Raw genomic sequence first — 19,255 nt, forward strand, 5'->3', positions numbered from 1 at the left:
AACTCAGTTCTTCACCGAGCCGCTTGTGAGGCCGCCGATGAAGTAGCGCTGGAAGATGAGGAAGAGAGCCAGGACAGGGATGCTGCCGAGGATGCTCACCGCCATCATCTGGTTCCAGTGGTAGGTGTTCTGCCCCATGAGCAGTTGGATCCCCACCGGCACCGTGCGCATGTCGTTCGTGCGCGTGAGGGTGAGCGCGAAGAGGTACTCGTTCCAGGCGATCATGAACGTGTACACGCCGACCGAGACGATGCCGGGCACCGAGATCGGGACCAGGATGCGCCACAGGGTCGTCCACGATCCGGCGCCGTCGACCTTCACGGCTTCGTCGAGTTCGCGGGGCAGGGTGTTGAAGTACCCGGTCATCATGATGATCGCGTACGGCAGCGTGAAGACGATGTAGGTGAGGATCAGGCCGGCGTAGCTGTTGTACAGATGCAGGGTCACCATGAGGCCGAAGAACGGGATCAGCAGCGTGATGGGCGGCACCGCCTGCACGCCGATGATGATCATGTTCAAGACCTTCTTGAACCGGAACTCGTGGCGACTGAAGGCGTACGCGGCGAGCAGCGACACGAGCACCGTCAGAGCCGTCACCGAGAGCGCCACGACGTAGCTGTTGATGAAGAACCGGATCTCCTCCGGATCGCTCAGCACCGCGACGTAGGCGTCGAACGAGAACCCCTTGGTGATGAGCTGAGGCGGGAAGGCGAAGATCTCGGTGTTCGTCTTGAACGAGCTGACGAGCATCCAGAACACCGGGAACCCGGCGAACACGGCCCCGATCGTCAGCCCGATGAGCAGGAACGTCTTGGCGGTGAGGCGGCGGCGCTGCTTGAGGGTCATGGTCATGATCAGTCCTGCGCTCTCTGCTGGCGAACGTAGAAGAACGCGACGACGAGCGAGCCCAGCAGGATGATCACGGCGCTCGCCGAGGCCTGCGAGAACTCGTAGTTGCTGAAGGCGAGCTTGTAGGTGAAGGTGCTGAGCATCTCGGTGAGGTTCACCGGTCCACCTCCCGTAGTGAGCCAGATCAGCGCGAACTGCTGCGTCGTCCAGAGCAGGTCGAGCGTTGCCATGCTCAGGATGATCGGCCGCAGCTGAGGAAGGGTGACGTTGCGGAACTGGTCGAACCAGCTCGCTCCGTCGACGGTCGCCGCCTCGTAGAGATCGCGTGGGATTCCCTGCAGTCCGGCGAGCAGGCTGATCATGAAGAACGGATAGCCGCCCCAGATGTTCATCACCGTGACCGCGAGCAGTGCGGTCGACGGGGTCGCGAACCAGGCGATCCCCTCGTGGATGACACCCGTCTGCTGGAGCAGGAAGTTGATGACGCCGTTGGGGTCGAGGATCAGCCGCCACAGGATCGCGATGATCGCCGCGGTGAACAGCCACGGCAGGATGAAGATCACGCGGAACGTGGCCCGCGACAGGCGCCCGAGCAGCGGGCTGTTGAGCATCAGGGCGAAGCCGAGACCGATCACCAGGTGGGCGATCACGCTCGACAGCGTGAAGACGAGGGTGTTCTTGACGGCGTTGAGGAAGTTCGGGTCGGTGAAGACCGCGATGTAGTTGGCCAGCCCGACGAACTTCGACTCGGGCTGGGCGATGACGTTGTCGAGCAGCGAGTACCCGATGACCATGACGATCGGGATGACCATCAGGACGATGATGAGCACCGCGGTCGGCGAGATGAATCCGTAGGGCGCGAGGGTGCGCGCCAGCCTGGATGAGGGGAAGCGACGGGCCTCGTTGCCGCGCACGCGTAGGGACGTCATGCGACGGACCTCCTTGGGCATCGGCCGCGCCACGGTGTTCGCACCGTGGCGCGGCCTGGTTCAGTGGATGGACGCGGAGTCTAGAACTTCGCCTTCCACTGCGTTTGCGTGTTCTTCAACATCGCGCTCACCGATTCGTCGCCTGCGAGCACCTTCTGGAACTCGACGTCGAAGTCGCGCATCAGCTGGTCGGCCACGGGGAGCCCCACGAACTCGTTCGCCGGGTAGCCCGCCTGGTAGATCTTGAAGGCCTGGGCGTAGAGCGGGTCGCTGCCGGAGAAGTCCGGCGTCGAGGTGGTGTTGCCGGGGAACCCGTGGGCCAGCGTCGAGACGGTCGAGTTGGTCTTCTTGCTCATCAGGAACTCGACGAGCTTCCACGCCTCGGCCTTGTGCTCCGACTTGTTGGACACGCCGATGCCCCACGAGGCGTACGGGATGCCGCGCTTGCCCGAGTAGCCGTCTGCGGCCGGAATGGCCGAGATGCTGAACTTCAGGTTGGGGTTGGCCTTCTTGATCGTGTCGATGTGCGCGAGCGAGTCGATCATCATGCCGACCTGACCATTGGTGAACTGCGTGACCTTGTCGGTCTCCTGAAGGGTCGCGGCACCGGCGGCGATCGCTTTGGCATCCGAGAGCGACTTGACGAAGTTGACCGTGTCGGCGACCTTCGAGTTGGTCAGGTCGGGTTGGCCGTTCTTCAGCATGCTGCCGCCCGAGGCCCACAGCCACGACATGATGTCGTTCTGCACGCCGTTGGGGTTCGTGGTGCCCAGCGGGAGGATCCAGCCCTTGACCGGGCCGCCGAGTGCGCTGACCGCCTTCGCGTCACTGAGGAACTCGCTCTGCGTCGTGGGCGGCGAGCTGACGCCCGCCTTCGCCAGCAGGTCGTCGTTGGTGAACATCGGGTAGACGAAGTTCACGACCGGGATCATGTAGGTCGACCCGCTGATCTTGACCTGGCTCGACAACTGGCTCGCGTCGTACTTCGAGCTGGTGATCTCTTTCGAGAGGTTGTCGAGACCGCCCTGCTTGACCAGGTCGGCGACCCAGGCGCCGTCGAGGCCGACGACATCCGCCATGGTGCCCGAGGCGACCGCGGTCGTGGTCTGGTCCTGAATGGAGGTGTAGGGGCCGCTGATGAGCTTCACTGTGATGTTGGGGTTCGCCGTCTCGAACTCACCGACGAGCTTCTTGAGGGCGCCGGCCGGCAGTTCGGGCTCCCACCACTGCGAGAACTCGATCGTGACCTTGCCACCGGCGGACGAACCGGACGAACCGGTTCCGCTGCAGGCGGCGGTCAGGAGTACAGCTGTCGTCGCTATCGCGATTCCGAAGAGCTTGCGCCGGTTACGAGCGTCCTTGCTCATGATTCTCCGATCATATTCTGCTGTTTTGTGCTGTTGAATGCGCTTTTCTGCGCGAGTCTGATGCTAGCGCTCCGGTATTGCCCCGTCAACTGCGCAGAGATACGCAATTATTTGCGCAAAACTCGGTCCTTTTCCCGCAAGTCGTCCCCGTTTCTGCTAGAAGTGACTACGTGGACACCCTCACCGACGACAGCGACGCCCAGCCGGCACGCCTTCCGGCGGGACGCAAGGCGCAGTTGGCGGCCTACGTCGCCGAAGCGGAGCAGGTCACAGTGGCCGCTCTCGCCACGCGATTCGGAGTCTCGGCCGACACGATCCGACGCGATCTCGACCAACTCGACTCCGACGGCCTCGTGGTACGCACGCACGGAGGTGCGGTGAGCCTCGACGCGATGTCGGCCACCGAGAAGAAGCTCGACGTGCGCCTGCAACTGCACACGACGGCCAAGGAGCAGATCGGCGCCCTTGCGGCCACCCTGGTCGAGAACAGCTCGGTGGTCATGATCAACGCGGGAACGACGACGCTCGCGGTCGCGCGACACCTCCGCCACCACCGGGAGCTGACGATCGCGACCAACAACCTGCGGATCCCCGCCGAGATCTCGCCCAAGGCGGTCCGCGACCTCTACGTGTTCGGTGGGGCTGTGCGATTCGCCGGGCAATCGACGATCGGACCGGTCGGCTTTCAGTTCGGGGGCGGCGCGGGCGAGCTCGAACTGCGCTGCGACCTCGCCCTGATCTCGGTCGGGGCGGTCTCGGCCGAGGGCGGGTATTCGACGAGCAACCTCGCCGAGGCGGTCATGATGGGCGAGATGATCGCACGTGCCGCACGAGTCGCCATCCTCGCCGACTCCTCGAAGTTCGGGCGCCAGCTGTTCGCACAGATCGCCGAGCTCGGTCGCGCCGACTACCTCGTCACCGATCAGGCGCCTCCGGCCGATCTCGCCGCCGCCCTCCAGCGCAATGGGGTCACCGTGCTGCTGCCCGACGAATCCGCGCCGACGCGCGCGGTTCCGCGCATCCCGTGACCGCCGAGCCGATCCGGCTTCCGGCCAATCAGCCCGCCGATCGCTTCTACGCGGGCGGCGAGCACATCGCGCGGTTCCGCCACTCGGCCACGCCGGCCGACCCCTTCACCCCCGAGGACTGGATCGCGTCCACCACGAGCGTGCGCGGGCACGCCCCGACCGGCCTGACCCGTCTTCCGGACGGACGGATGCTGTCCGAGGCCATCGCACAGGACCCCGTCGCCTGGCTCGGCCCCGAGCACGTGGCACGTTTCGGCCCCGACGCGATGCTGCTCGTGAAGCTGCTCGACGCCGGACAGCGGCTTCCCGTGCACGCGCACCCCCACCGCGACTTCGCCGCCCGCCACCTCGGTACCGCTCACGGCAAGGCCGAAGCCTGGTACATCCTCTCCCCCGGCGTCGTGTACCTGGGGCTGCGCGAGGGCATCGACCCCGCCCGGCTGCGCGCCCTGGTCGACGCACAGGACACATCCGCCTTGCTCGCGCTGATGAACCGTGTCGAGGTCGACGCCCACGACACCGTGTACGTGCCGCCGGGTACCCTGCACGCGATCGGGGGCGGAGTGCTGTTGGCCGAAGTGCAGGAGCCGGAGGACCTCTCGATCCTGCTCGAATGGAACGGCTTCGCGATCGACGGCGCCACGGAGGGCCACCTGGGGCTCGGCTTCGACCTGGCCCTCGCTGCCGTGACTACCGAACCTCTCGCCGACGGCGCGCTGTCATCGGTCATCTGCCGCGGCGCACAAGACGGACCGGCCCTGCCGCCCGCCTCGATCGGCTACTTCCGCCTCGACCGGATCGCGTCGCCGCGCGTCCTCCCGGCCGGCTTTGCGATCGTCATCGGATTGACCGACGGCCTCACCCTTTCGACCCGAGCCGGCGCGACGACCATCGACGCGGGCGCGACGATCCTCGTGCCGGCCGCCGCGGGCGACCTCAGCTTCGACGGGCAGGGCAGCGCGCTCGTCGCGCGGCCGCCGCAGGCCTGACCCGTGCGGCCGAGGCCGGTGGCGGCCGTCGAAGATGGACTCTCTTGGTGGATCTGAGGGGATTCGAACCCCTGACCCCCTGCATGCCATGCAGGTGCGCTACCAGCTGCGCCACAGACCCGTGACCCCTCGCGGGGCAACTGGACTAGGTTACTACATCCCTCGGCACCCGCTCACCGACCAGGATGGAGCCATGAGCGGCGAACCGATCACGATCTCGATCACGCGCACCGTCGACCCCGTCCGGGCGAAGGAGGTCGCCGCCTGGGCGCGCGCCGGTCAGGACCTGTTGAGCGCCAGCCCCGGGTACCTGGGGTCCGGCTGGATCCGCCCCGACCCCGAGAGCCCCGAGTGGCACATGCTGTTCCGGTTCGCGGATGCCGAGAGCCTGGCCGCCTGGGAACGTTCGCCCGAGCGAGCCTGGTGGGTGGCCTCCGCGCAGGGTCTCGTCGAAGACGCCCACATGGAACGTCGCACCGGCATCGAGGGCTGGTTCGACGAGCCGTCGAGCATCGAGGTGATCGAGTCGGGGCCGGTCGTTCCACCCCGCTGGAAGCAGATGGTGGCGATCTTCCTGGTGTTCTACCCCTTGAGCCTGGGCGCGAACGCGCTCTTCGGCACGCTGCTGGCCGGCTGGCCCCTGTGGCTGCGGGTTCTGGTCTCGGTCCTGGCCGTGACGCCGATCATGACCTACCTCGCCCTGCCGTTGGTCACCCGGGCGCTGCGGCCATGGCTCCACCGGACCCGGCCGACGGTTCTCCGCGTCGGCTAGCTGTCGGCCGGGGCGGGCTGCGGCAGCTCGAGCGGCACGACCGGGCAGTCTTTCCAGAGGCGCTCGAGCGAGTAGTACATGCGGTCCTCCTCGTGGAAGACGTGCACGACGAGGTCACCGAAGTCGAGCAGCACCCACCGGCCCTCGGCGCGCCCCTCGCGGCGGAGGGTCTTGACGCCCGCCTCGTTGAGCTTGTCCTCGACCTCGGCCGCGATGGCGAGCACATTGCGCTCGTTGCGACCGCTGGCCAGCAGGAAGATGTCGGTCAGCGGAAGGGGACCCGAGACGTCGAGCGCGACGAGGTCTTCCGCCTGCTTGGAGTCGGCCGCCGCCGCCGCGATGCGCGCGAGTCCACGCGCGTGATCAGATGCCGTCACAGTGTCCTTCGATGGTTTCGGCCACGCGCTCAGAGCGTGCCGGAAACGAGGCCGGCGACCAGCAGTCCGACGACGACCAGGGCCATGACGGAAGCGGCGACGATGAGAATGGTGAACCCGCGGGTTCCCTTGGGCTTGCTGGGCGCGATGATGCCGCCCGTCGCCGTGTGAGTGCTGACCGCCCGAATGGCGCGCACCGGCGTCGAATCGGTCGATGCCACCTGGTGGTCGCCAGGGTCGAGTACGTGGTCGATGTCGGTCTGGTCGAGCTGCGACGGATGCGCACCGGTCACCGACAGACTCTGCGGGAGCGAGATGGAGCCGGTGAGCAGGATCTCACCGCTGACGCCCATCGGACCGCTGAGGTGGCTCTCGGGCCCCGTCGGGAGCACGAGGGCGCTTGTCGTGATCGCGCCGCTGCCCGCGCCGACGCTGCGGGTGATCGTCGACTCGTTCACCTGCTCCGCGTCGTCGATGTCGGACTGCGTCGACCAGTGGCCGACGGTCGGACCGGTCGAGGGGTGCGCGTCGGAGGGCTCGGGGATGGGAGAGCTCGCGATCGCTGCCGGCAGCTCGGTTCGCGTCGGCGAGTTCGACGCCGGCGGCACGAGGAACGGAGACGCCAATCCGAATGCGGGGGGCGTGACGAGTGCGGGAGGCTCGACCTGGGCCGGGGGCTCGACGTGCGCGCTCGGTTCAACGGATGCCGGCGGCTCCACGAAGGCGGGTGCGCCCTGAGGCGCAGGGGCCGAGAGAAGCGGGTCGACCGCCTGGTCGACGGGTGCACCGGCGCTCTGCGAGGGAGCTGTGAAGAGGGAGTCGAACGCCGAAAGCCCCTGGTAGGTCTCCGTCTCGGCGGGAGCGGGAGCCTCGACGAAGATGTCCGAGGGCGGCTCAGGGGGCTGTACCTGGGCGGGCGCGGCGTCCTCGAGCGCGGGCTCGGGCAGAAGCGGCGCGGCGGCACGACGACCGGGAACGGGAGCCGGGACATCCGAATCGGGCGCGAACAGGCCGCGGCCGGCGGCGAGGGCATCGAACTCGGCGAGCGCGGAGTCGAGCCGGCTGGACGGCTGGGGCGCGGGCGCCACGAGGGGCGGAGGGACAAGCGCGGCGGGCGCGACGAGATCAAGGGGCTCGACGTTCTCGGGCGCGGGATCGTTCGTCTCGGCGTTCGTGGGTTCGGCGACGACCGACTCGACGTCGACCGCTGCTTCCTCGACCGGAGCCGATTCGACCGCGTGGATCGGCGCGAAGGACCCGGCGCCGATCGGCGTCTCATCGGTGGCCGCCGAGGTGAGGCCTTGAGCCTCCCGCAGAGCCCGCAGCTCGCGGCGGGTCATGGTGTGCTCGGTGACGAACGGAAGGGCGGTCGGTGACGCGAGAGGCGGCACGACGGTGGACGCAGCGACCGGTTCTGCGACAGGCGGGACGCTCGGTGCCGAACTCATGGGCGCGGGAACGGGCGGCAGCTGGCCCCGACCCTGGGTCTGGAAGTCGACGGTGCCGTCGTCTCCGACTCCGCCGTACTGCGGGGCCCAGCTCGGCGTCGCCGCACGACGTCCCTCGGGACTGAAGTCACGTGGTCGGTAGTTGGGCGCATCCTGGCGGGGCATGGCCTCGGTCGCCGGCGGCTCGTTCGATCCCGACGGTTCCGCGGTGCGCCGGGGGCGAAGGCTCTGCCCGTCGTACTGCGGAAGCGGCGGACGACTCTGCGTCACGTAGTTCAGGGGTTCTGCATTGTTCATAAGGTCGGCATTGCGGGTCTCGGCATTCACGGATTCGGCTTTCGGAGGCGCCACGTCGACCCGCGCCTGCTCTGTCGCGGGTGCGGACGACGATGCGGGGGGCTGCGTTGCGGTCTCGGCATTCGGGTCCGAGAGCGAGGCGGGCGGGGCGTCAGCCCGGTCGCTCTGTCGCGCGGCGCGACGCGACTGCAAGGGTGGGTCCTGGTATGTCGTCATGTCCTACTCCGGTAGAGGTGATGCTTGGAGATGTACTGAACAACACCGTCGGGGACCAAGTACCACACCGGGAATCCCCGGTCGACTCGCCGACGGCAATCCGTTGACGAGATCGCAAGGGCGGGTACCTCAAGGGAGCTTACGCCTTGCTCCGGCAATCCGCGAATACTCAGCGGATGTCCAGGTCGCGAAACCGCCACGAAATGCGCCAGCTCCCACAGCTCCTCGACGTCTTTCCACTCGACGATCTGCGCCACCGCGTCGGCCCCGGTGATGAAGAAGAGATCGGCATTCGGATGCAGTCTGCGCAGATCGCGCAGCGTGTCGATCGTGTAGGTGGGGCCCCCTCGCTCGATGTCGACGCGGCTCGTGGTGAAGCGCGGATTCGAGGCGGTGGCGATCACGGTCATGAGGTACCGGTGTTCGGCGGCGCTCACGCCCTCCTTCATCCACGGTTGCCCGGTGGGAACGAAGACGACCTCGTCGAGCTCGAAGCTCTGCTGCACCTCGCTCGCCGCAACGAGGTGGCCGTGGTGGATCGGATCGAACGTTCCGCCCATGACCCCGACTCGGCGCCGTCGACCCGCATTCGGGCTGACGGGGTCGCTCACGGGCAGGGTGACCTCGACGACCTAGTGGTGGCCGTGGCCGGCGTCGGCGTGATCCGCGGCCTCACCGGTCTTGTCGCTGTGGCGGTTCGCCACGTCGCGGTAGCTCCACGACACGAGGGCCAGAACGAGGAAGGCACCGGCCGCGATCGCGGGGAACGCCCACGACGGCATGATCAGGGGCGCGGGCGCCTGCTCGGCGTGGACACCGACCTGCAGGAGCGTGCTCAACAGCGACATGCGGTCCTCTCCGACGAAATCAGGATCAACACTACTGCCGGTCGCGGGGTCAGGCCCGCACCTGGCCCGTGCCGCGCACGATCCACTTGGTGCTCGTGAGCTCGGGCAGACCCATCGGGCCGCGGGCGTGGAGCTTCTGGGTCGAGATGCCGACCTCGGCACCGAAGCCGAACTCGCCTCCGTCGGTGAATCGGGTCGAGGCGTTGACCATGACCACGGCCGAATCCACCTCGGCCAGGAAGCGCTCGGCGCGACCCAGATCGTTGGTGATGATCGACTCGGTGTGATGGGTCGAGTAGCGGCGGATGTGCTCGAGGGCGGCGTCCAGATCGTCGACGATCGCCACGGAGAGGTCGAGGCTCATGTGCTCGGTCGCCCAGTCCTCGTCGACCGCGGGAACGGAGTCGGGGAAGATCGCCCGGGCGCGCTCGTCGGCATGCACCGTCACGCCCTGCTCGCGCATGGCGGTGAGCACGGGAGGCAGCAGGCGTTCGGCCACCCGCGCATCCACCAGCAGGGTCTCGAGGGCGTTGCACACGCTGGGGCGATGCACCTTGGCGTTGACCGCGACGTCCACCGCCATGCGCTCGTCGGCGCTCTCATCGAGGAACATGTGCACGACGCCCGCACCGGTCTCGATCACGGGGACCTTCGACTCCCGCACGACGGTGTCGATCAGCTGGGCGCTTCCGCGTGGGATGAGCACGTCCACCTTGCCGCGGGCCTGCATGAGGGCGGTCGCACCGTCGCGGCCGAAGTCGTCGACCGTCTGCACCGCGTCGCCGGGCAGACCCACGCTCTCGAGCGCCTCCTGCAGCAGCTCGACCAGGACGCGGTTGGTGTTCTCGGCCGCGCTGCCCCCTCGCAGCACCACGGCGTTGCCGCTCTTGAGCGCGAGAGCGGCGATGTCGATCGTCACGTTGGGCCGCGCCTCGTAGATCGCCGCGATCACGCCGAACGGCACGCGTACCTGGCTCAGCAGCAGGCCGTTGGGCAGCGTCGAGCCGCGCACGACCCCACCGACCGGGTCGGGGAGGGCGATCACCTCACGCACGGCCGAGGCGAGCCCGGCGAGGCGGGACTCGTCGAGGCGCAGGCGGTCTTGCAGCCCGATGCTCAGACCGTTGTCGCGGGCGTTGGCGAGATCGAGTTCGTTGGCCGGGAGGATGCGGTGCGCGTTGCGCGCGACGGCCTCGGCGATCGCGGCAAGGCCGGCGTCTTTGCGGCCGGATGCCGTGGTCGCCAGCACGATCGACGCGCGGCGCGCGGCGTCGAGGCGGTCGTCGACGGAACGGGGCGCGATGAGGGTCTCCGACATGGCAGGAGTCTACCCGCGGGCGACCGAGGCCCGCCCGTCGTGCGTCCCGACGACCCGCAGACCCCGTGCACGATCCCCGGCGAGGGCGTCGAGCAGGTGGTCGCGCACGCCCCGTCCGTGCTCGCGCGCTCGACGCGTGGCCGTCTCGACGTCGCGTTCGCGAAGGGCCCGGGCGATGGCCCGGTGCTCGTCACGGTGCTGGTCTCGTCGCTCGGGTGTGCTCGCCTCGAGCCAGCGCGCGCGGGCGAGGCGCACCAGGGCACCGCGCACGGCCTCGCTCAGCAGGGGGTTGTCGGTCAGCGCGGCGAGAGCGACGTGGAACTCCTCGCCGCGGCGGACCCCGTCATCGGCGCCGTCGGCCTCTCGCTCGGCGATCGAGAGCAGCTCGTCGAGCCGACGATCGTCGGCGCGGGAGACCGCGGCCGCGATGGCCGCCGTCTCGAGGGCCTCCCTGAGCTCGACGGCGTGGACGACCTCGGCGAGATCCAGCGGCGAGACGACCCAGCCGCGCCCGCTGCGGCGCACCAGCCCCTCGCCTTCGAGCCGCGAGAGCGCGGCGCGCACCGGCGTGCGGGATGCCGCGAAGGCGGTCTCGAGTCCGCGTTCGCTGATCGCCTCCCCCGGCGACAGCTCGAGGCCGAGGACCGCGGCGCGCAGTCGCGTGTGGACGGCATCCGACTGATTCATGCCCGGCTCCCTCGTCGCTGACGACCGGATGGCCGATCGAATTGGTGTACCAGATTGGTATACCACTAGCCTGGACCGGTGTCGACGACCACAGCCCGGGTCACCGGAACCCGCACTCCCCGCCCGTGGGCCATGCTCGCCGTGAGCGTGATCGCCCAGGCATCGACCACCGTCGTCGTCTCGACGCCGGCCTTCCTGATCCCGCTACTGCATTCCGAGCGGGGCATGACCCTCGCTCAGGCCGGTCTGCTCGCCGCGGCCCCCAATCTCGGCATGGTGCTCGCCCTCGTGGCCTGGGGAGCGGCAACCGACCGCTGGGGCGAGCGGCGGATGCTGGTGGCGGGACTCGTCCTCACAACCGTCGCCGTGCTCGTGGCGAGTGTCGTGAGCGGTGACACAGCGCTCGGTCTCGTGCTGGTCGTGGCCGGGGTCGGGGCCGCATCGACGAATGCGGCGAGCGGTCGTGTCGTGGTCGGGTGGTTCCCGCGCGAACGACGCGGACTCGCCATGGGGATCCGCCAGAGCTGCCAGCCGATCGGCGTCGCGGTCGCCGCCCTGGTCGTCCCCGCGCTTGTCGCGGCGGGGACGATCTCTCCGGCGCTGCTGTTCGGCGCTGCCCTCGTCGGCGCGAGCGCGGTGGCCTGCGCCGTGATCATCGTGGATCCTGCCCGACCCGAGCGGAGTCAGCGGGCGGACGGACGCAGCGACAACCCGTACCGGCGCGATGGGACGCTGCTGCGCATCCATCTGGTGTCGATCCTGCTGGTCGTGCCCCAGTTCACCCTCTCCACCTTCGGGTTGGTCTGGTTCGTGGCCGGGCTGCACTGGTCGACCCTCGCCGCCGGGCTCGTGGTCGCCGCGGCACAGCTGCTCGGCGCAGCGGGGCGGATCGGCACGGGGATCCTGAGCGACCGCGTCGGGAGCCGACTGCGGCCCCTGCGCTGGGTCGCCGTGGCCGGCATCGCCGCGCTGCTTCTCACATCGGCGTTCGGCGCACTCGACCTCGGCGTCGCGGCGGGCATCTGCTACGTCATCGCCAGTTGCATCAGCGTCGCCGACAACGGCCTCGCCTTCACGGCCGTGGCCGAGTTCGCCGGCCCGCACTGGTCGGGCCGCGCCCTCGGAGCGCAGAACACCGGGCAGTTCCTGGGTGCCGCAGTCGTGGCGCCGACCGTGGGCGCCCTGATCGGGGTGCTCGGCTACCCGGCCGCCTTCGCGATCGTGGCGCTGGCCCCGGCGCTCGCGACGCCGCTGATCCCCTCGGCGCGGCGTGAGCACGAACGGGACGTCGCCGCCTGATCCTGCCGTCGCCGGCGAGCGCCGGCGCTCGCGCTCAGCGGGCGGGGCGCGGAGCCGCGTCGAACCAGGTGCCGGTGACCTCGCCCGCGAGTGCGGCCGCGACGTTGCCGGTCGACGCCAGCAGCACGGGAGTGCCGCCGGCCGCCGCGAGCTTCGCCGCCGCGATCTTGGTGCCCGCTCCCCCGGTTCCGACCCCCGCCGAGCCGATGTCGCCGAGCTCCACGCCCGACAGGTCATCGTCGAAGGCGACGCGCGCGATCGGCCGCGCACCGGGCTCCTGCGGCGGGCGAGTGTAGAGCGCGTCCACATCGCTCAGCAGCACGAGCAGGTCGGCCCCGATCAGCTCGCTGACCAGGGCTGCCAGGCGATCGTTGTCACCGAAACGGATCTCGTGGGTCGCGACGGTGTCGTTCTCGTTGACGATCGGCAGGATGCGCAGCCCGAGCAGGCGCTCCATGGCACGCTGCGCGTTGCTGCGGTGGGTGGGGTTCTCGAGGTCGCCCGCCGTCAGCAGCACCTGGCCGGCCACGATCTTGTAGCGGTCCAGGCTGTGCTGGTAGCGGAAGATCAGCACGTTCTGCCCCACGGCAGCCGCCGCCTGCTGCGTGGCGAGGTCGGAGGGGCGCGCATCCAACTGCAGGTACGGCATGCCGGTCGCGATCGCGCCCGACGAGACCAGGACGACCTGGGCGCCGCGCGCGTGGGTGGCGGCGAGCGCATCCACCAGGGGCTCGATCTGCGCGGCGTTGTCACCGCTGATCGACGACGATCCCACCTTGACCACGATGCGTTTCGCGTCGACGACCTCGGATCGTCGCGGCGCGGCCTGCACTTCGGTCATTCCTCGTCGTCTCCTTCTGGGGTCGCGTCGTTCGCCCAGGTTCCCGCGTCTTCGCCCCAGATTCCGGCCTCGCGTTCGGCGGCGAGTTCGGCGCGGGCGGCGGCCTTGGCATCCATCCGCTCGAAGTATTCTTCCCGACGCTGGCCGCGGGTCGCGCGCCGGCTCTCGTCGAGTCGCGCATCGGTGCCGCGGGGGCTCGTGATGAGCTCGGCCGCCGAGGTGAGGGTGGGCTCCCAGTCGAAGACGACCCCGGCGCCGCGACCGATCATGACGGTGGAGCCGGGCACCGCACCCGCCTTGAACAGCTCGTCCTCGACGCCCAGCTTGGCCAGGCGGTCGGCGAGGAAGCCGACGGCCTCGTCGTTGGTGAAGTCGGTCTGCTGCACCCAGCGCTCCGGCTTGGCCCCGATGATCCGGTAGATCGGCTCGGTGCCGCCCTCGACCTTCACGACGAAGTCGACCGCGTTGACCGCCCGCGGGCGGATGACGATCCGCTGCTTCACGGCGATCGCGGCCTTGGCGGCGCGGTCGGCCTCCACGAGCTCGGCGAGCGCGAACGACAACTCGCGCAGCCCCTCGCGGCTGACCGCCGAGATCTCGAACACGCGATAGCCGCGCTCCTCGAGGGCGGGCCGCACGAAGTCGGCGAGCTCGCGGCCGTCCGGCAGGTCGATCTTGTTGAGCGCGATCAGCTGTGGACGCTCGAGCAGAGGCGTCTGCCCCTCGGGCACCGGATACGCGGCGAGCTCGGCGAGGATCACGTCGAGGTCGCTGATCGGGTCGCGACCGGGGTCGAGCGTTCCGCAGTCGAGCACGTGCAGGAGGGCGCTGCACCGTTCGACGTGGCGCAGGAACTCCAGGCCGAGCCCCTTGCCCTCGCTGGCGCCCTCGATGAGCCCGGGCACGTCGGCGATCGTGTAGCGGGTCTGCCCCGACTCCACGACCCCGAGGTTGGGGTGCAGGGTCGTGAACGGGTAGTCGGCGATCTTCGGCTTCGCGGCGCTGAGGGCCGCCACCAGGCTCGACTTGCCGGCGCTCGGGTAGCCGACGAGGGCGACATCGGCGACGACTTTGAGCTCGAGGAGCACGTCGCCTTCCCAGCCCTCGGTGCCGAGCAGCGCGAAGCCGGGCGCCTTGCGCTTGGTGCTGGCGAGGGCGGCATTGCCGAGCCCGCCCTGGCCTCCGGCGGCGACGACGAGCTCGAGGCCGGGCTGATCGAGGTCGATGAGCTGCTCGCCGTCGGCCGACGAGACGACGGTGCCCACCGGCACCGGAAGGACGAGGGTCTCGCCCTGGTAGCCGCTGCGGTGATCGCCCATCCCGGGCCCGCCGTTGCCGCTCGAGCGGTGCGGGGCGCGGTGATAGGCCAGCAGGGTGGTGACCTGCGGGTCCGCCACCAGGATGATGTCGCCGCCGTGGCCGCCGTTGCCGCCGTCGGGACCGGCGAGCGGCTTGAACTTCTCGCGTTTCACCGAGACGCAGCCGTTGCCGCCGTGTCCGGCGCGCAGGTGGAGGGTCACCTGGTCGACGAATGTCGCCATGTCATCCCTCCTTCGGATGCCGCGTGCGCGAGATGCTGCTTAAATGCGTCGAGCGAGCCGAAGCTCGCTCGCGCGGGTCGCTCATGACGAGCGGTCAGGTTACAGACCCGAAGGCGCTGCACCCTCGACGATGTTGACGACCTTGCGGCCGCCCTTGGTGCCGAACTGCACGGCTCCCGCGGCCAGCGCGAACAGGGTGTCGTCGCCGCCACGGCCGACGTTGACCCCGGGGTGGAAGTGCGTGCCGCGCTGGCGGACGATGATCTCGCCGGCCTTGACGACCTGACCACCGAAACGCTTGACGCCGAGGTACTGCGCGTTCGAGTCACGCCCGTTGCGGGTGGACGATGCGCCCTTTTTGTGTGCCATGTCTGTCAGCCCCTACTTGATGCCGGTGATCTTGACACGGGTGAGGTCGGCGCGGAAACCCTGACGCTTCTTGTACCCGGTCTTGTTCTTGAACTTCTGGATGACGATCTTCGGACCGCGCAGGTCGGCGATCACCTCGGCCGTCACGGTGACCTTGGCCAGGGCCTTGGGGTCGTGCGTGATGGTGTCGCCGTCCACGAGGAGCACCGGCGAGAGCTGGATGTTGCCGTCTTTGTCGGCCTGGATGCGGTCGAGAACGACGATCGAGCCGACCTCGACCTTCTCCTGCCGCCCACCGGCGCGCACGACTGCGTAAACCACGAATGTTCCTAACCTGAAAGATGGAAGTCTTGGTGTTTCATCGCGGACATCGCCCTGCGGACACCAAGGGTCCACAATACCGGTAAAAACAGAAGACGGTCAAACCTCGTCGAGCGCGCCGCGCACGGGAGTGGTCGGGGGATGCCGTTGCAGCCATCCCCAGAGCAGGATTCCGGCCAGAACGGCCACCGGCAGGTAGCTCACAGCCGACTGCATCGCCGAGATCAGCGAGTACAGCACGTTCTGTCCGAGACGCCCGAAAATGGCGCCGGGGTCGTAGCTGAAGGGCCGGCTCGCGATGTCGGCGACGAACTGCACGACGACGTCGACGACCCACAGCAGCACGGCGGCCACCACGACGGCCAGCAGGGACCTGGTCACGACGTGGGCGAGGCGCAGCTGCGGCGCGATGGGGGCGATCTGCCAGAAGCACAGCAGGATGCCGATCGCGAAGGGCAGCGGGCCCGAGATCGACGACAGCAGCTGGGCGAGCCAGAGCTGCCCGACATCGTTGCCACTCGCGCTCAGGCTGACCGCCTGGAGGGCGCTGAGCAGCGAGTGGACGAACCCGAGCGCCAGGAGTGCCACGAACACCCCCAGGGCCGCGAGGAACGCCGGATACGCTCCCGGTCGCGTGATCGCCCTCGTGATGGTGTCCGGCATCCGCACTCCTCATGCCCGTGATCCGCGCCTATGATCGGCCAATGACCGTGCTGATCGACGAGCCTATCTGGCCCGCACACGGCACCGTCTGGGCTCATCTGGTGAGCGACGTCTCGCTCGCCGAGCTGCACGCCTTCGCCCGCCGCGCCGGCATCCCCGAGCGCGGATTCGACCACGACCACTACGACGTGCCGCTCGCGCGGTGCGCCGAGATGGTCGCGCTCGGCGCTCAGCCGGTCACCGGTCGAGAGCTGCTGCGCCGGCTGCAGCTCTCGGGCCTTCGCGTCACGCAGGCCGAGAAGAAGCGACTCCGCGGGCAGCGGACCCCCTAGCCCTACTCGGCCGCCTTACTCAGCCGAGGCGCTTTCTGTCGGTGTGACGACAGCACCCGCGCTCGAGGCACGACGCGAGCCGCGCGAACGGCCCTGCCCCGGCTGCTTCGGTTCGGGAAGGGCACCGAGCACGGAACCGAGGATCTGCTCGGCGTCCTGGGTCGTGATCCGGGCGCGGTTGCGCGGCGTCTTGGCGATCGGGATGTCGAGGATCTCGACGACGGCCTCCGCCGCTGCGCTCGCGGCCCCCTGATCGGTCGTCAGGGTTGCCGTGCTCGCGCCTGCGTCGGCCTCGGTGTGCTCGTTCTCGGCGTGCTCGCTGGCGTGCGGCACCGTGCTCTTGGCGATCTGAGCCAGGGCGTTGCGCACGTCTTCGGTGATCGCGTGCGTGCCGTTCGAGCCGTGCCCGTTCTTCGGCGCCGTGCTGCTGGGCTGCCCGCCGCTGGCACCGCCGCGTCCGCGACGCCCCCGTGACGAGGTCGAGCCGTTCTGCTGGCCGCCGCCGATCGGCTCCGGCGCGCGGTGCTTGAACACGGGCTCGTGATGGATGACGATCCCCCGGCCCGCGCACACCTCGCAGTTCTCGCTGAACGACTCCACGAGCCCGAGGCCGAGCTTCTTGCGGGTCATCTGCACGAGGCCGAGGCTCGTGACCTCGGCGACCTGATGTTTGGTGCGGTCGCGGCTGAGGCACTCGACGACGCGTCGCAGCACCAGGTCGCGGTTGGACTCCAGCACCATGTCGATGAAGTCGACGACGATGATCCCGCCGATGTCGCGCAGCCGCAGCTGACGCACGATCTCTTCCGCCGCCTCCAGGTTGTTCTTGGTGACGGTCTCTTCGAGGTTGCCGCCGGATCCCACGAACTTGCCCGTGTTGACGTCGATGACCGTCATGGCCTCGGTGCGGTCGATGATCAGCGAGCCGCCGGACGGCAGCCAGACCTTGCGCTCAAGGGCCTTCTCGATCTGCTCCGAGATTCGGTACTCGTCGAAGGAGTCGCGCTGGTTCTCGTAGCGCTCGATGCGCTCCACGAGGTCGGGGGCCACAGCCCCTACGTAGGACGAGATGGTGTCGAGCGCGTCGTCGCCCTCGATGACGAGCTTCTGGAAGTCCTCGTTGAACACGTCGCGCACGATCTTGATGAGCAGATCGGGCTCGCTGTGCAGCAGCGCGGGCGCCTGCTGGGTCTCGACCGCGTGGGCGATCTCGGCCCACTGGCTGGTGAGCCGCTGCACGTCGAGGGTGAGCTGCTCCTCGGTCGCCCCCTCGGCGGCCGTGCGCACGATCACGCCGGCGTCGTCCGGGAGCACCTCTTTGAGGATCTTCTTCAGGCGTGCCCGCTCGGTGTCGGGCAGTTTGCGGCTGATGCCATTCATCGAGCCGTTCGGCACGTACACCAAGTACCGGCCGGGCAGGCTGACCTGGCTGGTGAGACGGGCTCCCTTGTGGCCGACCGGATCCTTGGTGACCTGCACCAGCACGCGGTCGCCCGGCTTGAGGGCGAGCTCGATGCGGCGCGGTTGGTTCTTGCCGTCGCGCCCGTCGCTGTCGGCGGCTGCGGCAGCGGCTTCCCAGTCGACCTCGCCGGAGTACAGCACGGCGTTGCGGCCACGGCCGATGTCGACGAAGGCGGCCTCCATGCTCGGCAGCACGTTCTGCACGCGACCGAGGTAGACGTTGCCGATCAGGCTGGCATCCGCAGCCCGGGCGACGTAGTGCTCGACGAGCACGCCGTCTTCGAGCACGCCGATCTGGATGCGCCCGTACTTGCTGCGCACCACCATCACGCGGTCGACGCTCTCGCGCCGCGCGAGGAACTCGGCTTCGGTGACGACCGGACGGCGACGACCCGCGTCGCGCCCGTCACGACGGCGCTGCTTCTTGGCCTCGAGCCGCGTCGAGCCCTTGATGCGCTGCGGCTCGGTGATGAGCTTGGGCTCCTGCTGCTGGCGGGGCTGGCGCACGCGGACCACGGCGTTGGGCGTCTCTTCGCCGTCGCGCGGGGCCTCACCGGAACGCCGCCTGGTGCGCCGCCGGCTCGTGGCCGACTCGGACTCCGATTCGACCGGCGCGCCCCCGCCGCGCGGCTGCTCGGCGCGGGCCATCAGCTCGGGCGACGGGGTCGGCAGGTCGGGGGCCTGGAAGAGCAGGGGCGCGATCGCGCCGCGGGCGGCGGGCCTCGTGGCGGCAGGGGTCTCCACGGCCGCAACGGGGGTGGCCGGAGCCGGCTCGGTGGTGACGGGAGCGGATGTCGCGGTGTCCGCGTCGGTCGCCTTCTTGCGTCCGCCGCCGCGCTTGGGCTTGACGGGCGCCTCGCTCGGCGTGTCGGCCTCAGCCGCGGCCGCCGCGTTGACGTGGGCGGCAGCGCTCTTCGGAGCAGCGACAGCGCGGCGCAGCAGCGATCGTCGGGGTTTCACCACCGCAGCCTCGGCAGCGGCATCGCTGCCCGAGTCGGTGGTCTGGCCGTCTGAACTCGTGTCTTTCACCATCGCTGGTGCACTCCTCATCCGGACCATGGCCGCGCCATGCCGGGTACTCTCGTGCGGACGCCTGCGGCCCCCGCGAATCCTGTGGTTTGCGCCCTGTCACTGCGCGGCGCGGCGACTGCGGTTCGCAATCCTGCGCTTCGGAACTGGCTGTCCGTCGTGTGCTGCACTCGAACGATCCGTTCGGTGCGCTCACGGCCCGGTGTGCTCCTGAGAACGTGCCCGGTCAAGCTGTCTGTGGTGTCGTCGCGAGCGCGGCCCGCGTCGACTTCTG

General features: G+C 69.2%; 20 protein-coding genes and 1 tRNA gene. 5 read left to right on the forward strand and 16 right to left on the reverse strand.

Annotation, left to right across the window (positions count from 1 at the left end; genetic code table 11):
* Positions 1–3: 3 nt before the first annotated feature.
* The 3 genes from ACFPJ4_RS06615 to ACFPJ4_RS06625 form a co-directional block, all read right to left on the reverse strand.
* Positions 4–852 (reverse strand): carbohydrate ABC transporter permease, encoded by an 849-nt coding sequence (locus ACFPJ4_RS06615; RefSeq protein WP_386739573.1) that lies wholly within the window; start codon positions 850–852, stop codon positions 4–6.
* Positions 853–854: 2 nt separating this feature from the next.
* Positions 855–1,778: a carbohydrate ABC transporter permease gene (locus tag ACFPJ4_RS06620; RefSeq protein WP_386739574.1), complete on the reverse strand. Its 924-nt coding sequence runs from the start codon at positions 1,776–1,778 to the stop codon at positions 855–857.
* Between the two features lie 80 nt (positions 1,779–1,858).
* Positions 1,859–3,145 (reverse strand): ABC transporter substrate-binding protein, encoded by a 1,287-nt coding sequence (locus ACFPJ4_RS06625; RefSeq protein ID WP_386739575.1) that lies wholly within the window; start codon positions 3,143–3,145, stop codon positions 1,859–1,861.
* A gap of 170 nt (positions 3,146–3,315) precedes the next feature.
* Here ACFPJ4_RS06625 and ACFPJ4_RS06630 point away from each other — a divergent pair, with 170 nt between their 5' ends.
* Both ACFPJ4_RS06630 and ACFPJ4_RS06635 read left to right on the forward strand, forming a co-directional pair.
* The gene (locus ACFPJ4_RS06630) at positions 3,316–4,173 is read left to right on the forward strand and encodes a DeoR/GlpR family DNA-binding transcription regulator (RefSeq protein ID WP_386739576.1); all 858 of its coding nucleotides are present in this window, start codon (positions 3,316–3,318) and stop codon (positions 4,171–4,173) included.
* Positions 4,170–5,162, forward strand: a complete 993-nt coding sequence (locus ACFPJ4_RS06635) for a class I mannose-6-phosphate isomerase (protein WP_386739577.1) — start codon at positions 4,170–4,172, stop codon at positions 5,160–5,162. Before ACFPJ4_RS06630 ends, ACFPJ4_RS06635 begins: the two co-directional genes overlap by 4 nt.
* Before the next feature lie 45 nt (positions 5,163–5,207).
* On the opposite strand, the gene ACFPJ4_RS06640 is transcribed toward ACFPJ4_RS06635, so the two are convergent.
* Positions 5,208–5,283, reverse strand: a tRNA-Ala gene (locus ACFPJ4_RS06640).
* Between the two features lie 72 nt (positions 5,284–5,355).
* Here ACFPJ4_RS06640 and ACFPJ4_RS06645 point away from each other — a divergent pair.
* Positions 5,356–5,934 (forward strand): antibiotic biosynthesis monooxygenase, encoded by a 579-nt coding sequence (locus ACFPJ4_RS06645; RefSeq protein WP_386739578.1) that lies wholly within the window; start codon positions 5,356–5,358, stop codon positions 5,932–5,934.
* Here the strand turns inward: ACFPJ4_RS06645 and rsfS are convergent.
* From rsfS to ACFPJ4_RS06675, 6 genes are all read right to left on the reverse strand, one after another.
* Positions 5,931–6,311 carry a ribosome silencing factor gene (gene rsfS, locus ACFPJ4_RS06650; RefSeq protein WP_386739579.1) on the reverse strand — a complete coding sequence of 127 codons (381 nt, stop codon included), beginning with the start codon at positions 6,309–6,311 and terminating at the stop codon, positions 5,931–5,933. The genes ACFPJ4_RS06645 and rsfS overlap by 4 nt on opposite strands.
* A 29-nt stretch (positions 6,312–6,340) precedes the next feature.
* On the reverse strand, positions 6,341–8,086 hold the full coding sequence (locus ACFPJ4_RS06655) for a hypothetical protein (RefSeq protein ID WP_386739580.1): 1,746 nt from the start codon (positions 8,084–8,086) through the stop codon (positions 6,341–6,343).
* Positions 8,087–8,268: 182 nt separating this feature from the next.
* Entirely contained in the window at positions 8,269–8,883 is a 615-nt protein-coding gene (gene nadD / locus ACFPJ4_RS06660) for a nicotinate-nucleotide adenylyltransferase (RefSeq protein WP_386739581.1), read from the reverse strand.
* A 21-nt stretch (positions 8,884–8,904) separates the two neighbouring features.
* Entirely contained in the window at positions 8,905–9,120 is a 216-nt protein-coding gene (locus tag ACFPJ4_RS06665) for a hypothetical protein (protein WP_386739582.1), read from the reverse strand.
* A 49-nt stretch (positions 9,121–9,169) separates the two neighbouring features.
* The gene (locus tag ACFPJ4_RS06670; protein WP_386739583.1) at positions 9,170–10,438 is read right to left on the reverse strand and encodes a glutamate-5-semialdehyde dehydrogenase; all 1,269 of its coding nucleotides are present in this window, start codon (positions 10,436–10,438) and stop codon (positions 9,170–9,172) included.
* A gap of 9 nt (positions 10,439–10,447) precedes the next feature.
* Positions 10,448–11,125, reverse strand: coding sequence for a GntR family transcriptional regulator (locus tag ACFPJ4_RS06675; protein ID WP_386739584.1), 678 nt, complete (start codon positions 11,123–11,125; stop codon positions 10,448–10,450).
* A gap of 78 nt (positions 11,126–11,203) precedes the next feature.
* Between ACFPJ4_RS06675 and ACFPJ4_RS06680 the strand changes: the two genes are divergently transcribed.
* Positions 11,204–12,424, forward strand: coding sequence for an MFS transporter (locus tag ACFPJ4_RS06680; RefSeq protein ID WP_386739585.1), 1,221 nt, complete (start codon positions 11,204–11,206; stop codon positions 12,422–12,424).
* Positions 12,425–12,458: 34 nt separating this feature from the next.
* Here the strand turns inward: ACFPJ4_RS06680 and proB are convergent, their stop codons facing one another.
* From proB to ACFPJ4_RS06705, 5 genes are all read right to left on the reverse strand, one after another.
* Positions 12,459–13,265 carry a glutamate 5-kinase gene (gene proB, locus ACFPJ4_RS06685; protein WP_386739586.1) on the reverse strand — a complete coding sequence of 269 codons (807 nt, stop codon included), beginning with the start codon at positions 13,263–13,265 and terminating at the stop codon, positions 12,459–12,461.
* Positions 13,262–14,806, reverse strand: coding sequence for a GTPase ObgE (gene obgE / locus ACFPJ4_RS06690; RefSeq protein WP_386739587.1), 1,545 nt, complete (start codon positions 14,804–14,806; stop codon positions 13,262–13,264). The genes proB and obgE overlap by 4 nt, the downstream gene beginning before the upstream one ends.
* Positions 14,807–14,905: 99 nt before the next feature.
* Positions 14,906–15,175 carry a 50S ribosomal protein L27 gene (rpmA, locus tag ACFPJ4_RS06695; RefSeq protein WP_386739588.1) on the reverse strand — a complete coding sequence of 90 codons (270 nt, stop codon included), beginning with the start codon at positions 15,173–15,175 and terminating at the stop codon, positions 14,906–14,908.
* Between the two features lie 12 nt (positions 15,176–15,187).
* Positions 15,188–15,496, reverse strand: coding sequence for a 50S ribosomal protein L21 (gene rplU / locus ACFPJ4_RS06700; protein ID WP_386739589.1), 309 nt, complete (start codon positions 15,494–15,496; stop codon positions 15,188–15,190).
* A 99-nt stretch (positions 15,497–15,595) separates the two neighbouring features.
* A complete protein-coding gene (locus ACFPJ4_RS06705) occupies positions 15,596–16,159 on the reverse strand; it encodes a hypothetical protein (protein ID WP_386739590.1) in 564 nt (187 codons plus the stop codon).
* A gap of 41 nt (positions 16,160–16,200) precedes the next feature.
* On the opposite strand from ACFPJ4_RS06705, the gene ACFPJ4_RS06710 reads away from it, so the two are divergent.
* Entirely contained in the window at positions 16,201–16,491 is a 291-nt protein-coding gene (locus ACFPJ4_RS06710) for a DUF4031 domain-containing protein (protein ID WP_386739591.1), read from the forward strand.
* A 15-nt stretch (positions 16,492–16,506) separates the two neighbouring features.
* Here the strand turns inward: ACFPJ4_RS06710 and ACFPJ4_RS06715 are convergent, their stop codons facing one another.
* A complete protein-coding gene (locus tag ACFPJ4_RS06715) occupies positions 16,507–19,002 on the reverse strand; it encodes an Rne/Rng family ribonuclease (protein ID WP_417498504.1) in 2,496 nt (831 codons plus the stop codon).
* Positions 19,003–19,255 lie beyond the last annotated feature (253 nt).

Origin of the sequence: Lysinimonas soli (genome assembly GCF_042655435.1) — a bacterium.
Taxonomy (GTDB): Bacteria; Actinomycetota; Actinomycetes; order Actinomycetales; family Microbacteriaceae; genus Lysinimonas; species Lysinimonas soli.

Coding starts and splice junctions, on each gene's coding strand:
- ACFPJ4_RS06645 (WP_386739578.1), top strand. CDS start 5,356: ATGAGCGGCGAACCGATCACGATCTCGATCACGCGCACCGTCGACCCC.
- ACFPJ4_RS06715 (WP_417498504.1), bottom strand. CDS start 19,002: ATGAGGAGTGCACCAGCGATGGTGAAAGACACGAGTTCAGACGGCCAG.
- ACFPJ4_RS06615 (WP_386739573.1), bottom strand. CDS start 852: ATGACCATGACCCTCAAGCAGCGCCGCCGCCTCACCGCCAAGACGTTC.
- ACFPJ4_RS06625 (WP_386739575.1), bottom strand. CDS start 3,145: ATGAGCAAGGACGCTCGTAACCGGCGCAAGCTCTTCGGAATCGCGATA.
- ACFPJ4_RS06710 (WP_386739591.1), top strand. CDS start 16,201: ATGACCGTGCTGATCGACGAGCCTATCTGGCCCGCACACGGCACCGTC.
- ACFPJ4_RS06620 (WP_386739574.1), bottom strand. CDS start 1,778: ATGACGTCCCTACGCGTGCGCGGCAACGAGGCCCGTCGCTTCCCCTCA.
- ACFPJ4_RS06665 (WP_386739582.1), bottom strand. CDS start 9,120: ATGTCGCTGTTGAGCACGCTCCTGCAGGTCGGTGTCCACGCCGAGCAG.
- proB (WP_386739586.1), bottom strand. CDS start 13,265: ATGACCGAAGTGCAGGCCGCGCCGCGACGATCCGAGGTCGTCGACGCG.
- ACFPJ4_RS06675 (WP_386739584.1), bottom strand. CDS start 11,125: ATGAATCAGTCGGATGCCGTCCACACGCGACTGCGCGCCGCGGTCCTC.
- ACFPJ4_RS06705 (WP_386739590.1), bottom strand. CDS start 16,159: ATGCCGGACACCATCACGAGGGCGATCACGCGACCGGGAGCGTATCCG.
- rpmA (WP_386739588.1), bottom strand. CDS start 15,175: ATGGCACACAAAAAGGGCGCATCGTCCACCCGCAACGGGCGTGACTCG.
- obgE (WP_386739587.1), bottom strand. CDS start 14,806: ATGGCGACATTCGTCGACCAGGTGACCCTCCACCTGCGCGCCGGACAC.
- ACFPJ4_RS06670 (WP_386739583.1), bottom strand. CDS start 10,438: ATGTCGGAGACCCTCATCGCGCCCCGTTCCGTCGACGACCGCCTCGAC.